Origin of the sequence: Dyadobacter sp. OTU695, from assembly GCF_038440355.1 — a bacterium.
In the GTDB taxonomy this organism is placed as follows: domain Bacteria; phylum Bacteroidota; class Bacteroidia; order Cytophagales; family Spirosomataceae; genus Dyadobacter.
Genome location: NZ_JASATN010000005.1, coordinates 91319 through 107032, shown reverse-complemented (window position 1 = coordinate 107032; position 15714 = coordinate 91319). Strand labels below are relative to the sequence as shown.

General features: G+C 51.4%; 11 protein-coding genes. 8 read left to right on the top strand and 3 right to left on the bottom strand.

The genetic code is table 11. The features are described from left to right. Positions 1–29 precede the first annotated feature (29 nt). Positions 30–1166: an endonuclease/exonuclease/phosphatase family protein gene (locus tag AAHB90_RS12080; RefSeq protein WP_342085359.1), complete on the top strand. Its 1137-nt coding sequence runs from the start codon at positions 30–32 to the stop codon at positions 1164–1166. A gap of 313 nt (positions 1167–1479) precedes the next feature. Further along, positions 1480–2163 (top strand): hypothetical protein, encoded by a 684-nt coding sequence (locus AAHB90_RS12075; protein WP_342085358.1) that lies wholly within the window; start codon positions 1480–1482, stop codon positions 2161–2163. 94 nt (positions 2164–2257) lie between these two features. Here AAHB90_RS12075 and AAHB90_RS12070 read toward each other — a convergent pair whose 3' ends face one another. Next, the gene (locus AAHB90_RS12070; protein ID WP_342085356.1) at positions 2258–5563 is read right to left on the bottom strand and encodes a glycosyl hydrolase; all 3306 of its coding nucleotides are present in this window, start codon (positions 5561–5563) and stop codon (positions 2258–2260) included. A gap of 174 nt (positions 5564–5737) precedes the next feature. Here AAHB90_RS12070 and AAHB90_RS12065 point away from each other — a divergent pair, with 174 nt between their 5' ends. After that, positions 5738–6202 carry a hypothetical protein gene (locus AAHB90_RS12065; RefSeq protein ID WP_342085354.1) on the top strand — a complete coding sequence of 155 codons (465 nt, stop codon included), beginning with the start codon at positions 5738–5740 and terminating at the stop codon, positions 6200–6202. After that, complete coding sequence (locus AAHB90_RS12060) at positions 6199–6504, top strand: helix-turn-helix domain-containing protein (protein ID WP_342085353.1); 306 nt, start codon at positions 6199–6201, stop codon at positions 6502–6504. Before AAHB90_RS12065 ends, AAHB90_RS12060 begins: the two co-directional genes overlap by 4 nt. Before the next feature lie 104 nt (positions 6505–6608). Here the strand turns inward: AAHB90_RS12060 and AAHB90_RS12055 are convergent, their stop codons facing one another. Further along, the gene (locus tag AAHB90_RS12055; protein WP_342085352.1) at positions 6609–9173 is read right to left on the bottom strand and encodes a TonB-dependent receptor; all 2565 of its coding nucleotides are present in this window, start codon (positions 9171–9173) and stop codon (positions 6609–6611) included. A gap of 520 nt (positions 9174–9693) precedes the next feature. Between AAHB90_RS12055 and AAHB90_RS12050 the strand changes: the two genes are divergently transcribed. From AAHB90_RS12050 to AAHB90_RS12040, 3 genes are all read left to right on the top strand, one after another. Next, a complete protein-coding gene (locus tag AAHB90_RS12050) occupies positions 9694–10584 on the top strand; it encodes a glycoside hydrolase family 43 protein (RefSeq protein WP_342085351.1) in 891 nt (296 codons plus the stop codon). A gap of 575 nt (positions 10585–11159) precedes the next feature. Next, positions 11160–12815, top strand: coding sequence for an arylsulfatase (locus tag AAHB90_RS12045; RefSeq protein ID WP_342085350.1), 1656 nt, complete (start codon positions 11160–11162; stop codon positions 12813–12815). 424 nt (positions 12816–13239) lie between these two features. Continuing rightward, positions 13240–13602: a hypothetical protein gene (locus tag AAHB90_RS12040; RefSeq protein WP_342085348.1), complete on the top strand. Its 363-nt coding sequence runs from the start codon at positions 13240–13242 to the stop codon at positions 13600–13602. 82 nt (positions 13603–13684) lie between these two features. On the opposite strand, the gene AAHB90_RS12035 is transcribed toward AAHB90_RS12040, so the two are convergent. Continuing rightward, positions 13685–14881 (bottom strand): MFS transporter, encoded by a 1197-nt coding sequence (locus tag AAHB90_RS12035; RefSeq protein WP_342085347.1) that lies wholly within the window; start codon positions 14879–14881, stop codon positions 13685–13687. A gap of 266 nt (positions 14882–15147) precedes the next feature. Here AAHB90_RS12035 and AAHB90_RS12030 point away from each other — a divergent pair, with 266 nt between their 5' ends. Continuing rightward, complete coding sequence (locus AAHB90_RS12030) at positions 15148–15528, top strand: hypothetical protein (protein ID WP_342085345.1); 381 nt, start codon at positions 15148–15150, stop codon at positions 15526–15528. The last annotated feature ends 186 nt before the right edge of the window (positions 15529–15714 follow it).

Genomic DNA, 15714 nt, shown 5'->3' with positions numbered 1-15714 from the left:
AATATTGCAGTTCTTACCTGACCTGAACGATGCACTATTTCAAAACCTTTCTGGAAGTCGCCGGCACGCTGATCGTATTGATGTCGCTCATCCCTTTGATCCGTAGCGACTACTGGACATTCCGGGTTTTCGAATATCCCAGGTTGCAAAAACTCGTTCTGAGTGTGGCCGTTGCAGGTGTGTACATCAGCCTGTATTTTTCCGCCGAATTACAGACGTTGCTACTTTCCGGGGCATTCGTTTTGAACAGTATTTACCTTGGCTACTTGATTTACCCTTTTACACCCTTGGCGGGAAAGGTGATCCTCACGGCTGAGAAACATCTGCCGGAAAGCCGGGTATCGATCCTGTCGTCCAATGTTTTTCAGGACAACAGGAACACTGCCGGCTGCCTGAACCTGATCAGGAAACACGATCCTGACATCGTGCTTTTGCTGGAAACCGACAGCTATTGGCATACAAATACGCTGGCATTGCGTGATAACTATCCCTATGAGGTGCCGGTACCGCTGGAAAACACCTACGGCATGCTGCTTTATTCGAAACTGGCGCTTTCGGAAATACAGGTGCGCTACCTTGTGGATGATGAAATACCGTCGATAAAAACGTTGGTTACATTACCTTCCGGCAAGAAAGTGCAGCTATTTTGCGTACATCCCACGCCACCGGTACCCGGCGAAAATCTGCATTCCACCGAACGGGACAAGGAGCTTTTGCTGGTGGCGAAGGAAGTGAAGGCCAGTCGTTTGCCGTGCATTGTCGTAGGTGACCTCAACGATGTGGCCTGGTCGTACACAACCGATCTTTTTACAAAAATCAGCGGGCTGCTGGACCCACGGGTAGGCCGGGGCTTTTACAACACTTTCCATGCGAAAATGCCGGTTTTGCGCTTTCCGCTCGATCATGTGTTCTGTTCGACGGATTTTAAGCTGGTAGAACTGGCGCGGCTGGAAAACTTTTCATCGGATCATTTCCCCATCCTGCTCTCCCTGCAGTATGAGCCGGCGGCGAGCATTGAGCAGGAGGAGCCCGAGGCCGAACCGGAGGACATTGCGCTGGCCAACGAAAAAATCGCTAAGGAGCCCCCTTTATCCCCCGGAAAACACCTGTTTTTATATTCAGGTGTTTACACGCTTACACGCCGGCCCTGCTTTGCGGAACTTTGACATGTCAATCAGGAGGGGTGCTGAAAAATAACCCTGATTGGCTCTTGCGTCTGAAAATCATCAAACTAAATCACCGGTGGCGATAACGATTCGGGGAGCCTATGGTTCTCCGAATCCAGCTTCCGGGACCGCGCTTCCGCAGGACATCATTGATAGTAAACCCAACCGATAAATCGAATTAATTCTAATTTTTTAACGAATTAGTTACATCACTACCTGACCCTTAGGTATATTGCTTTCCATTGTCCGGACGCGGGTTGCTCCGGATGATCGGAAAGCAAATGCCTTTTTAAACCACTAAATCTCAGCGAGCATGCCGAAGTTCATCAGTGACGAAGTTTTTGCAAAATGGACTGCCCAGTGGCAGGCATTGGAACACAGCCAGGAGCCCTTTGGTTTTTTTAATTTGGGGAGCAAACTCCTTTTAGGTGATTTTTTCGACGGTAACGATTTTGAAACACTCGTTTCTACGCCGGGTATTTCCGTTATAAAAGTCAGGTTTGGTTTTGATACGGAGGAGACGGCGTTCAAACTCGTGCTTTTCGGTGTCGACAATGCCGGACAAATCATTACGCCGTACTATGCACATGCACCGGGTGATTTCCGTGAAGCGGGGGATGGTCCGGGCGGAAATGTCCCCGATGTTCTGGCGAAACAGTGGATCAGGTACTGGGAAGAAAAAGGGCATGCGGGCGAGATTGCCAGTCCGCTGTTCCGTACGCAATATGGGTTTCTGAATGGCTATAATTATCCTGTGAAAGAACTCCTCGCCGCGCTTTTCAGGTTTGAGAAAATGCCGAAGATCTACATTCGTTTTGTGTTGCACCGGTATTTCCCTGCGGCCGGCGAAGCGGTTCAGAAGGAACTGACGGGTTCGTATGCCTTCGGACTGCTGTTCCAGGGCATCGCCAACCGGGAAGGCGACGTTAGCGGCATGACCGACGACGAAGAAAGCGGCTACTACGACCTGAGCGCTCCTTGTCCGAGGACTTGTTAACGGTATGGTCAGGTATGGTCAGGAATTGTCCAGTGTTGACAAGACTTGACTACACTTGACTACTCCTGACCACACTTGACTACTCGTGCCCCCGTCATTTAACCGGCGTTGCCGCAATCAGTTTAACCGGACCGAGCAAGCCGCTGGGCAGCAGTGGCGCATCGGCCTTGTAAAATGGCATTGTTGTGTAAGTAATTTTGTTTGTCACGCCGGGTTGTGCGTCGCCGATGAGCCGGTTCACCCAGGTGTTGGTAACCTTCACCTGAATGCTGTTGGGGCCCTGCTTCAAGGCATCCGTCACATCCAGACGGAATGGTTTTTTCCAGGTAATACCTACGTTTTTGCCGTTAACGATTACTTCCGCCAGGTTTCTTACATCACCCAGGTCCAGCCTGTACCGCGCATTTTTGCTAATAGCGGGCACATTTAAGGTATTTTCGTAGGTGGCAGTTCCCGAGAAATATTTAACACCCGCATCGGCATTCTCCGAAAGCGAAGTCAAGGCATTCAGTCGTGCCTGCGCAGGAGCGCCCAGGCCTGCCTGGAAGCGGACGGTCCACGCGCCGGTAACGCCCGCGACTTCCGATTCGGCCAGGGCCGGTTCCGTATAGGAATTTGTCGTCGATTTACCGCTAAAAACAATGAAATAGGCCTGCCATGAATCAAATTTCAGGGGAATCGTCGTGCGACCATCGGCGATCTGGTAGGAGACTTTGCTGGTTTTGCCAGTTTCGGGGTTCCAGATAAGCGGGACTTTGCCGCTTACCCGGAAGCTTGCCTGCGCTTCGTTCGCGTCATTGCTGCGGTTATCGAGCCAGTAAATATCGGTATCGGCGGTCTGGCGGTGTACATACAGGATTTTGGCCTTCTCACCGGTGATGATTACATCTTTGGGAACGATGCTTTTCAAAACGGTTTCCAGCGGTTGCGTGGAAACATTGGCATTATTCCAGATCTGGTTTACCAGCGCTCCAAATGCCTTAGCATCGTCGCTCAGGCTGGGCGATCGCTCCGGTTTCACGCCCGCGATTTTCATGCCCGAAGCTACCAGTTCGCCGATCTTTTGAAGTACCGGCAAAGTCATATTGCGTGCCGTCGAGTCGAGTACAAGCAACCGGTACTGCTGGCCGGATGGCGTCACAATCATCCCTTTTTCCACTTTCAGCATGTTCCTGACTACGCTTGAATTAGCAAAATCGAATGCATAACCTGCCGGGATAGCTGGCAGTTTTTGGGTAGAAATCTGCGTGATATTGGAATTTTCTCCATAATAATACAGCACGTCCACCACCGGTTTGCCCTGTTGGAGCATAAAGCAGCTTCTGCCAAGGTAATTCATCCAGGCGCTAGCCGGCTCGGCCCAGGTCTCCTGGCGGGTAAAATACTGCCCGAACGGCCCCAGCGAAAAGCCGGGCTTTTTGTCGTCGAGTGGTTGGTGGACCGAGGTGTGGATCACGAACCGGTTCAGTCCGGAGGCCATTTCAAGGTCGGCAGTGCGTTTGAGTTTTTCGGGATACCAGGTAAATGCATTGCCGACGGAGGTCATTGATTCCGCCGCAACGAGGTTTTGTCCGTAAATATGTGCCACCGACGCCGATTCGCGGATATCGGCCTCACTACGGACTTCTTCGTCGGTACCACCGGCCAGGCTGCCGGGCGTCCACATGGCCGCCATCGGGATGTCAGCCTTACGCTTCACATCCATGCCGTCGGCCAGGTAAATGCGCCCACCCTCGTGTGACTCGGTGTAACGTTTCATTCCGCGCGCCTTCAGTGCATCACCGATTACCTCGTAATGATTTTCGACGATCAGTTCGCCGATTGTTTTGCGGAAATCCCACAAAAACCGGTCACTTTCGGCCGCACTTTTCACAATTATGCCCGTGAGTACGGGAATCCAGGGTGTAATGTCATAACCGCGCCGTTTTTTAAACTCGGCAGGCATGGTTTTCGTCCAGGTCATATGCCCTGCCTCGTAGCTGTCGAGTACCATATATTGCAGCCCTTTGGCACCCATTTGGCCGCCCGTAGCGTCTTTGTACATATCGAGGTAGGTATTCATGTATTTGGTAACAGCTTCCCTGTCCAGCTTGTCCACTTCCAGGCCGGTCGCTTCCGGCGACGCGGGGTGGTTTTTACGGCCGGTGAGCGAGTATCCCAGCCGTAACACCACCCAGTTACCGGCCGGCGGCGTCCAGTTAAGGATGCCATCGGCATTCATTTTAGAGGTTAGGTCGATCACATCGGTGAGCGGCACAGCATCGGCATTGGTTTGCACAAAAGACGCGGTATTCTCTCTCCACGGGCTGAAACCGGCTTTTTCTTCAAATTGATCCATCCGGTCGGTGTTATGGAACACAATTTCGGCTACTTGCACGCCCTCCGGCTTGGCCGGCTCTGTGTTCCCGCCTCCAAACATCGACGCAAAGGGATTAAATGGCGGCGGTAATGTCTTGAATGCGATGCGATAGAATCGGGCTGTTACGGGTGCAAATGCCAGCGTGTTTTGAGGAACGGTACTGCCTTTAATTGGCGCCACATCCCGGAAGTTCACGCCGTCGTCGCTGACTTTCAAAGTCCGGTTATTAGGTGCGCCATTGAATTCCGCCAATGCCCCGCCCGAGCTCGCGCCCACAATCGTCAGTGCCTTGAAGGTCTGCGGGCTGTCAAATTCATATTGGATCCACATATCCTGGCCCACTTCCATAGGTGGCAGCAAGCTGGTTTTGCCCAAATCGCCATCCGTCAGGTCGGTGACGGAGAATGTGCCGCCGCTGGCAGTGACTTTCGGGTTGAGGAAGGTCATCAGTTTGTCGGTTGCCGGCAGACGGTAAGCGATCACTGCCGCGTCGGCGTAATAATCGGGTACTTCGCCCGTCGGGCCGGTAATGCCACCTTCGGCGGGGAGGGGAACATTCTGAAACTTACCTGCTACGGGTTTGGGCTGAGGCAATTTGCCTGTAAAAGCCTGACCGCCCGAGACACGGGTTTCCGTCCAGACGTATTTCTTCATCGCATCGGCTGCCGGCACCCACGGGCCACCCGTCACGCTCCACCCGGGTGAACCTGCAATGGCCATTTCAAGGCCCAATTTTTCGGCAAGATCGGTGGTGTGTTTGAATGCGTCCTTCCATTCGGGCGTCATGAACACGAGTTTCTTTGGGGTGACGTTAGGCGTAAAAAGGCTTGCGTCAAAATTCTGGAAACCGCCTATGCCTACGCGTTTCATCCATTCCAGATCTTTGGTAATACCTTCTTTGGTGATATTGCCGTTCATCCAGTGCCACCATACACGCGGTTTGGCTGCGTCGGGCGGGGTTTGGAAGCCTTGTTGTAAGCTGGTAGTTTGTCCGAATGCGAGCGCAGGAAGCGCCCACGCGAGTAGCGCGAGTTTTTTCATAGTAATGGCCTGATTTACTGCCGGGAAACCGGTCTGTCCGGATGGTGAAGCGGCATTTGGGTAATATCTACTTATGAAATTTAACCGGGAAATTTTTAGATATTGCTAATAGAATCGATTTCACTCAACATTCCTTTTCAATGGAAATGTTTTATATTTGAACTTAACTTATAAGTGAATCGTATTTATTTTGAATTGTATTCCAGGTCTAGTAAAGTAACCGTCTATTCGATCAGATTTGAAGGTAAGCTGGCCTCCGAAACCGACGTGTTTGTAAAAGAATATCTGGAAAAAGGCTACGTCGAGGAGATTCAAGTTATTAAAAGGTGGCTACACAATATCGAAGTTCGTGGGGCAAGCGAGGGCTATTTTCGTCCTGAAAATAACGTAAGCGCCGGACCTGTAACCTTCTCGAAACTGCGGATCTATTGCATCCGATGCAGTCATAAGGTGATCATTCTGGACGGTGGGGGAGAGAAGAAAGGACAGAAAACGCAGGATGGCGCCGAAACATGGAAGGCCATGAAGCTAATGATGGCGATTGACAAGAAATTGATAGAAAAAATCAGGGACGGGGCAATTTACTATTCTCCTGACCTGACACAACTCGAAGGTGAACTATTTGTAGACATAGCATGATGAACGAGCTGGACAAAATTATTCCCGACCCCGCCATCGACAGATTTGTGGACGCAAGTTTCGATATCGCGGACCGAATTCATGAGATTCTTGAAATAAGAGGCATATCGCAAAAGGAACTTGCAGAAATGCTGGGCAAGAAGGAGTCACAGGTAAGCAAATGGATGACGGGTACACATAACTTCACGATCAAGACGCTGGCATTGCTCGAAGCGAGACTTGGTGTACCTATTTTTAAGGTGTCGAACGAAAAAATTGAGGCGAAGAAAACGGCGGAAGTATGCGCTAGTGTGCCTGCTTAGTGTCGGTGTCCTGTTTTTGATTCTATACACCAAAAAAAATCAGGACGCCCCCAACAGGAGCGCCCCGACCAATAGTGTTATAATATTCGTATTTCTTTGAAATGCTAGAACGAGTAACGCAATGTTACGCCGTAGGTGCGTTGGTCGCCTACGATACCGGCGTACTGGCCGTAGCTGCCGGGGGCTGCAAGAAGCAGTTCGTAGTAGTCTTTGTTGAACACGTTTCTTGCCCAGACAAAGAATGAAATACCGTTGGAACCTCTGAAACCGAGGCGGCCGTTGCTCAGCGAGTAGCCGTCTATGTTCAGGTATTTCGATGGCGACGGGCTGGATGAGAAGCCTGAACGCGCAAACACGTCGACGCCCAGGAAGTAATTTCCTTTCAAGCCCAGGAACGTGCCTTTCACCGTTCCTTCACCACCTGCGGAGCCCGACCATTTCGAAATCCCCGGCAGCGCACCGCCTGAAATATCCTTGAAAGCCTGCTCGCCGCCTACTTCTTCCAAAGGCACAGGTGCGTTTTTGAATTTCACATATTTACCATCGGTATAGACCACCGCCGCGTTGAACGACAGGTTGCTGAAACGGATGTTTCCGTCCACTTCCACACCTTGTACCCGAACTTTCTCGGCATTGGCAAGGTATCCGCGGTTTACGCCGGGCTCGGGCGTTTGAACTTGTGTCTGGAAATCGTTGATATCCGAACGGTACAAGGTCAGGTTAAGGACCGAGTTTGCGGTAGGTTTGGTTTTGATACCCAGTTCTTTGTGGTCAACATGCTCCGGTTTTACATTAGCCAGGTCGAGCAATACCGCCCCATTGGCAGTTGGCAAACCGCCCACATTCACACCGATAGGCTTGTAACCGATCGAGTAGGTAGCATAAGCATTGAAACGGCTGCTGGCTTTGTATTGGAGCGACAATTGCCCCGAGAAGTTACCCTGATCGTAATTGGTATTGAATGCCTGGTCGGTATACACGAGCCTTTTCAATGCGAGCAATGCAGGGTCGGTCGTTTGAAGGCCGCCATAGGTCTTTCTTTCATAGTCTACCACTTTCTTGTCGTAGTTGTAACGTACGCCCGGCAGCACATGCAGCTTGTCAGTGATAGCCCAGTCGGCCTGCGCGAACACCGCCAAACTGGTGCTCTTAATGCGGTTAGTGGTGCGGATGCCGAAGTTATCGAACAAGCCGGGTGTTTTCCAAAGCTCGCTGGTGGTGCTCTGCGCAAAGCGCCATTGTGCCGAACCTGCTTCTTCTGTTTGGACAGGATCCGATTTCAGGTCTTGCCAAAGGCCGAACAAGCCAACTACGCCGCTCAGTTTCGGAGAGATTTTACCTGAATAGCGGATCTCCTGTGACCATTGGTCGTGTGCCGAATTTCCGGAAGAAATCGTGAATACCGGCAATCCGATGTAATCGCGGTCATTAAGTGGGGTCCATTTCCAAAAGCGCCATGCCGAGGTAGCGGTAAGCGTTCCGTTTCCGATTTTGATATCCGCGTTGGCAGAAACACCGCCCAATCTGTTATCGGCTTTGGAAGGCGTGTCGAGGTCTAGTTTACGTTCGAAAGCGCTTGTATAGGGGAGTTTGTAGCCCAGATCAGCGATAATGGCGTCGAACTGGCGGTATGCTGCACGTTTGGTGGGCACTACGCCCGCCACCGGCCAGCCGTAGCCATTAGGTTTCTGGTCCGAAACGTCACCGATCACAGTGATATTTACTTTGCTGCTGGGTTGATAAAGAATCTGTCCGCGAACGCCAATATTGTTGATGTCGTTGATCGGTTGTTGCGTATGCTCGTTGAAGAACAGGCCATTGCGCTGTGTTCCGGTGAACGAAAGACGTGCAGCTAATTTCTTGTTGATCGGGCCGGTGAAAGATCCCTTCGCCTGAATATACCCGAAGTTTCCATAGCTCAATTCGAAGCTGCCGCCCGGATCGAAGCTTGCGGCGCGGGTGGTGATATTGAATGCACCGGCCGTGGTGTTTTTGCCAAAAAGCGTTCCCTGCGGCCCACGGAGTACTTCAATGCGTTCGATGTCAATGAAATCAAGGGCGGTAGCGGCCGGACGTGCATAGTAAACGCCGTCGACATAAAAGCCGACACCCGGGTCGATACCGTCGTTGGTCAGACCGTAGGTAGACCCCAGACCGCGAATGTTCAATGTGGTGTTACGTGCGTTGGAAACATAGAGCTGCACCGTAGGCACCAATTCTTTCAAACGGTTTACATTGAACGCACCGGCATCTTCCGCTGTCGACCCGCGGATGACAGAAATCGGGATAGGCACTTCCTGTGCCGATTCCTGGCGGCGACGCGACGAAATGATCACGTCGTCAAGATTCCCGGCCGAAGGGTCCAGTTTGATAGTTACTCCGCTGCCGTCGATCACGGTCTCTTTTTTGATATAACCTAGGAATGAAACGACCAGTGTAAATGGAAGTTTCTGACCTGTTACAAGCTGGAACTGCCCGTTTGCATCTGTTGCCGCTCCGTTGGTCGTTCCCTTGATGGTCACGGTCGCGCCGATGAGGGGCGAATCGGTAGCAGCATCGAGAACCGTTCCCGAAACCGTGGCATTCACGATCGGCGGGTTCTGGGCATGGGCAACAAATGAGATGAGTAGAATTGCTGAACTGAACAGGGCCTTTAAAATTGTCTTCATAAACGAGGAATTGCTTTACTGTTTTCGATGGTGTTTTTGAGTGGTGGTTACTGCGAAACAGCCTGTCCTAGTGCTGCTTTCGGGGCGTCGGACAACAACAGCAAGGTATAATCGGTGGTTTCATAAGCAGGGATTATAAGTTCGGGGACAAAGCTACTGATATTATTTAGTATATAGAAATAGTAGAGTAATATTTTTTTGATTTTATAAATAAAAGGGGTCGGAACATCGTCCCGGCCCGCCATTGAGAGGCTGTATTGCATTATTATTTTAAATCGGCGATCGATGCGCCGAAGTTGATATGTAATACATTGCCATTGGGGGTAAGCAATGCAGGAATATTTTTGAGTGATTGATGACACAAAACTGGCCTGAAACCAGAAGCTGTGCAGGAGCAATCGTGCCCAAGTGGACACATCGGGCCGCGGACTGGACGGCGTACGTGGTGACATTGGCAAAGTAACGAGCCCTTTTGGAATGGTTTTTTTAATTACAACGGGCAAAAAAACAGCTCAGGCTTATGTTGAGAGAAGGGAACCCGATCATCCGCAACCATTATACTGCCGATCCAACGGTGCTCGTCCATGAGGGAACGGCCTATTTGTACACCGGTCACGATGAGCCGCCCGCAGGTATTGACGATTACCGGATGCACGATTGGCTGTGTTTTTCATCCACCGACCTGGTTCATTGGACCGAACATCCCTCGCCGTTGAAAGCGACGGACTTCCAATGGGCCAGCGGCGACGCATATGCTTCGAAAGTGGTGGAGTACAAGGGCAAATTTTACTGGTTCGTGTCTGTAACGCATGCGGGTGGGCCTTATAAGGCAATAGGCGTGGCCGTCTCGGATACCCCGACCGGCCGGTTCAGAGATGCAAAGGGCTCGGCACTCGTCACACACGACATGCTACCCGCTACGGACAACAACAAGGCCAACCTCGACCCGACTGTGCTCATCGATCATGACGGTGAGGCATATCTGTTCTGGGGGAACGGACAATGCTATTTCGCCAAACTGAAAAGCAATCTCCTGGAACTCGACGGTCAAATTACCGTGCTGGACCTACCGGGCTTTGCAGAAGGAGCGCATATCCACAAAAGGAACGGTATGTATTACCTTTCCTACGGCTATGGCTATCCCGAAAAAGTCGCTTATGCGATGAGTACGCAGATCATGGGCCCCTGGGAGTTCAAGGGAATATTGAATGAAATTGCTGGGAATTGCGCTACCAACCGTCCGGCGATCATCGAGTTTAACGATTCCGCCTATTTTTTCTATCACAACGGCGCATTGCCGGAAGGCGGCAGTCATCGCAGATCGGTATGTGTGGATAGGCTGTATTATAACGACGACGGCACGTTACGCAGGGTAATTATGACCTCGGAAGGGATTCAGACTTGGGATTAGTGGTTGTGTAGTGTGTTGCCGTCGTCGCTGCGGTTGCCGTTGTTGTTACATGCCTAACGGCATTTGCGGATTTTGATTCCGGGAGGCGTTACTACCAATATTTCATCGCTAACGCGATTTTTCGGCCTGATTTTATGATTTTGATACTCATATCGCTGTTCGAGTGCCACATCCCTGAGCGCGATTTTTAGACTAATACCTTGCCGGATTGCGCAACCCGGCAAGCAAATCCAAGTGCCGCTAGGCACGTAACATCGGTAGCAGATGAGCCGTAGTCGGACAATTCTCAATGCCGTAGGCATGTAACGACATCTCTGATTGACCATCACGGCCCAATACATACCGGATTTCACAACCGACCAGAAAGCCAAGTGCCGCTAGGCACGTAATATTGGTAGCAAAAAAGCCATTGTCGGACAATTCTCAATGCCGTAGGCATGCAACAACATCTACTATCATTGATTTAAATAGGACAAAGCATCACCAGAAACAAGTTTTTTTAATTACTATATAAAATACATAGAATAAATATATTTTTGTGCCAGACATCGCATTGTATACCTTTTTTCAAAATCATGAAAACCTCTGCATTCTTCGTACTGGCACTGATGACTTTCTCCGGTGTAGTGGCCCAAAAGAAATCCGCGCCGAAAGGCCCTGACCAGCGTCCGAATATCATATTGATCATGGTCGACGATCTGGGCTATTCCGACATCGGTGCTTATGGCTCCGAAATCAAAACCCCCAATATCGACCAGCTCGCCGGCGAGGGCATCCGCTTTCGCGAGTTTTACAACAACTCCATTTGCGCCCCCACACGTGCATCGCTCATTACGGGCCAGTACCCGCATAAAGCAGGAGTAGGGTATTTTAATGTGAACCTGGGCTTGCCTGCCTACCAGGGTTATCTCAATAGGGAGTCGCTGACATTCGGCGAGGTGTTGCGGAATGCCGGTTACAGCACATTACTATGCGGCAAATGGCACGTCGGTAACGATAGCATTGCCTGGCCTAACCAGCGGGGGTTTGACCGTTTCTATGGTTTTATCAATGGCGCGAGCAATTATTACGATATCGGTCAATACGGCAAAGGCCCAGCTGTGGAGCTGGTTGAAAACAACAAACGCATTAACCTGCCGCCCGACAAATACCTGACCGACGAGATCACCGACCACGCGCTCGGCTTCCTCGACGAGCAAAGCAAAACTGCCAAGCCATTTTTCCTGTACCTGGCCTATAATGCGCCCCACTGGCCGCTGCAAGCGCCCGAATCGGACATTGCCAAATACAAGGGGCGGTACAGCATAGGCTGGGATTCGCTGCGCCAGGAACGGATCCAGCGGCAGAAGTCGCTTGGTATCGCCGATCCGAAACAGGCCGTAGCTGTTCGTGATAAGGATGTAACGCCTTGGGATAATGTTCCTTATGATGAAAAATTGCTTTGGGAAAGGAAAATGGAGATCTATGCGGCGATGGTCGACCGGGTGGACCAGAACATCGGCAAGCTCCGCGAGAAACTGAAAGCATTGGACAAGGATGATAACACATTGATCGTATTCATTTCCGACAATGGCGCGCAGGGCGGTTACGCGGGCGCATCCCCACGCAGGCCGCAACGTAACGCAGGTCCCGCAGGAACGGCAGGCTCGTACGTGTATCAGGATCAACCCTGGGCGTACGTTTCGAACACGCCGCACGCAGCATATAAGAACAATATGCATGAAGGAGGTATCTCCGCTCCATTCATTGCATGGTTTCCAAAACAGATCAAAGCCGGACAGATCGTGAAAGGTACCGGGCACCTCATCGACCTCGCGCCTACTTTTTATGACCTGGCAAAAGCGGTCTATCCAGCCACTGAAAAAGGCGTTAATATCAACCCGCTTCCCGGTAAGAGCCTCGTACCTGTGCTCACGGGCAAAGCAGGCGAGGTGGATCGCGGCGGCGAACCGATTTTCTGGGAACGCGCCGGTAACCGGGCAGTGAGAAAGGGCAAATGGAAGATCGTTTCGACCTACCCGTCTTACAAATGGGAACTGTACGACCTTGAAACCGATCGTGGCGAAACGACGGATGTGGCTTCGGCGAATCCGAATGTTGTAGACCAACTTTCTGCCGATTATTTCCGCTGGGCTGAAAAGACCGGCGTTGTAGACTACGATAAAATCAAGCCGGCTACGCCGATCGGTGCTCCGGCAGAGCGGCCCAAACGCACACCGCCTACTTTTTGAAACTCGATAGCATGATCGTGTAAATCTCATGATTTGCACACACTATTCGCAGGCCTACGGCCGGTCTTTACCGCAAAACTATTGCATATCGGACCGGCCGGAGGCCTGCGGATAACTGGTCACGAAGGCAGACCTTCGCGTCATTTACATGCGCATTCACTCCGTCGGCTCGTAGCCGAAATGCCTCTTGAATGCATACCTGAAATGCGAGAGATTTTCAAACCCGGCTTCGAGATAAATTGGTATTTCAGGGTCTGTGAATGCACCTGCCATCTCTGCATCGGCGAGATGAAGCAGACGTTAAAGCTGGTGGTAGGGGGCAGATTTTTGACGGATGATAACCGGGGCGTTGCCGCCTGGTAAATGGATTCTGCAGGGGTCATCGAGGTGAATAAATTGGGTTTTCATCCTAACTCTACCTCCCATGCTTGCAGTAGTTATAATCCTGATTATCATTACATTAATCGTCCTGTTTTTACGGGCCGGAAGGAAACGCACTGTAATTTATAGAAAAAAGGTCGCGCCGACTGAGCGTGGCTGTTCGATAACTGACCATCCCGGCGTTTTTAGTGCGTCCCAGTATTCCGGTCACAGTTTCACAACTGCTACTGAACCCGATGCAGCCATTTATAATGCCCTGGCATTTGATGGCGGCGAGTTTGGCGGTGGTGGTTCGGGCGACTCCTACGATTCCGGAAGTGGCTTCGAAAACGACTCGGGAAGCGGGGAGTCGGGTGGTGGGATAGATTCCGGCGGGAACGACTCTTCGATTTTTTCGGGTGAATAAACTTGCCCTGCTGCTCAATCCATCCAATACTTTCCCAATAATGAAGGTCACAGTAGCAGTAGAATTGGGGCTAGAAGCGAAGCTAAGACGTCCCGGTTGCCGGTTGCGACCGGTCTCCGAATGCCAGCAACACCGATATCAGCCCAAAAACAAAAAAGCAGAGGACAAGCGGAAATACACTATGGGCCATCAAATGGCTCGTGACTGACCCCAGCGACGCGCCTACAAAAAAGAAACAGGTACCATAAATTGCCGAGGCCATTCCAGCCATATCGCCCATCGGTTCCAGGGCAAGTGCGCTGCTGTTGGGTTCAACGGCCAGATTAATGGCGAGCATCATGGTTACTGCGATGAAAAATAACGGCATTTGAGGAGGATCGCCCAATGCCCAGGTAAGTACCAGAAGAGCCGTTCCGATGGCCGTGTAAGCCGCGAGAAGCCATTTGATAGTCCGCCGGGCACCAAACAGCGAGGAAAGCCGCGAGTTCAGCAATGCGCAAAGTGACATGGTTGCGCCCATACCCGCGAAAATCCAGGCAAATAGCTCCGGTTTGCCGTATATCTCACCGACAATATGTTCTGAACTGGACACATAGGAACTCAAAGCCGTAAAAAGTAAGGTAGTGACAGCCGTATAGCGCAAAAATGTGCGGTTGCTAATCACGCGCATCACCGAGCGTCCCACGTGGGCGCGGCTGAGCGGCGTGCGCTGTGCAGCCGGGAGCGATTCTTCCAGTCGTAGTGACCATAAGAACACGACTACCGCGAACAGCGGCGGTGCGAGGAATACCATTTTCCAGGTCCCAACCGACATGATAGCCAGCCCCAGAAACGGTGCAACGACGGGTGTGAAAAGAAATATCGTGAAGATCAGCGACAGGATGCGCGCCATTTCGTCACCTACGAAACGGTCGCGAACACCTGCGATCGTCGTCATAAATACCGCCGAGGCGCCCATTCCGGCGACAAAGCGTGCAGCGAGCATGGCAGGCAGGTTGGGCGCCATGGCCGCGACAATGCCACCGATGATGTACAGGGGAAATCCGACACGCAGGATGGCAATGCGCCCGAAGCGGTCGGAAAGTGCGCCGAATATGATCTGCGCCACCTGGCCCATGAAAAAGAAAGAAATGATCTGCGCCGTATCGGTGGAAGCTGGGCTGAGACCAAAATGCTTCCGTACTTCACCAAAGGCCGGTAGCATGATATCGATCCCTAGCGCGGTAAGCGTCATGGTGCAGGCCGAGAGGGCGATAAACTCGCCGGTTTTCATCTTCATGGTGGGAATGTTTTGACAAAGTTACCTCTTCGAGTGGCTGCGTCTGGTGTGTGGAATGGACTTTTACGAGGGGGAATCCGGACAAAATCATCGGCCTGAGTCCTTGAATTCGCTTGTATTAAATAAATAAGTAATAGGAAAAATATTATTGTCTTAAATATAGACAATAAATAAACTTCTTCTTTACATTTGTGTTATGGCGACAGCGGGCGCGTGTAGTGCTGCGGCCGGAAGGTTTCATTTCTTCACCAAAAAACAGATTGACTATGAGAAGGATTAGCTCTATGCTGATGATCCTGTGCCTGCTGGGCGCAGTTTGCACGAGCATTGCCCAGACAACGGCCCCGGCCGACTTCTTCGCCGGCAAATGGGAGATTACAGTGGTCGGAACGCCTAACGGCGATGCCAAACTCGTTGCGGACCTCGCACGGACCGACGGCAAGCTGACCGGCCAGATCACCAATGCAACCGATCCCAGCGCCGAAAAAATCGCGATTACCAGTGTCGACGAAGCGGCCGATAAGATCACAATCGGCTTTTCGGCGCAAGGCTACGACGTTACCCTCGACCTATCGAAGGTTGACGACGATAATCTGAAAGGCAACATGATGAGTATGTTTGACGCCACTGCCAAGAGAGTGAAGTAAGTACAGGACTGCCGGCAGCCGTTATTTTATCTTAGGCATGTAGTAGTTCGCTATTGATCCGGCACGATATTCAAATAGTCGCGGCATCCAAATTGATCATCAACAGTTTAACTGTTTCGGCGGTGAGCCTGTTGGCGGCGCTGCTAAGGCGTAAATAAGAAATGCGGCCGGCCTCAATTCCAGGCC

Coding starts and splice junctions, on each gene's coding strand:
- AAHB90_RS12035 (WP_342085347.1), bottom strand. CDS start 14,881: ATGAAGATGAAAACCGGCGAGTTTATCGCCCTCTCGGCCTGCACCATG.
- AAHB90_RS12060 (WP_342085353.1), top strand. CDS start 6,199: ATGATGAACGAGCTGGACAAAATTATTCCCGACCCCGCCATCGACAGA.
- AAHB90_RS12030 (WP_342085345.1), top strand. CDS start 15,148: ATGAGAAGGATTAGCTCTATGCTGATGATCCTGTGCCTGCTGGGCGCA.
- AAHB90_RS12080 (WP_342085359.1), top strand. CDS start 30: ATGCACTATTTCAAAACCTTTCTGGAAGTCGCCGGCACGCTGATCGTA.
- AAHB90_RS12070 (WP_342085356.1), bottom strand. CDS start 5,563: ATGAAAAAACTCGCGCTACTCGCGTGGGCGCTTCCTGCGCTCGCATTC.
- AAHB90_RS12075 (WP_342085358.1), top strand. CDS start 1,480: ATGCCGAAGTTCATCAGTGACGAAGTTTTTGCAAAATGGACTGCCCAG.
- AAHB90_RS12050 (WP_342085351.1), top strand. CDS start 9,694: ATGTTGAGAGAAGGGAACCCGATCATCCGCAACCATTATACTGCCGAT.
- AAHB90_RS12055 (WP_342085352.1), bottom strand. CDS start 9,173: ATGAAGACAATTTTAAAGGCCCTGTTCAGTTCAGCAATTCTACTCATC.
- AAHB90_RS12045 (WP_342085350.1), top strand. CDS start 11,160: ATGAAAACCTCTGCATTCTTCGTACTGGCACTGATGACTTTCTCCGGT.
- AAHB90_RS12040 (WP_342085348.1), top strand. CDS start 13,240: ATGCTTGCAGTAGTTATAATCCTGATTATCATTACATTAATCGTCCTG.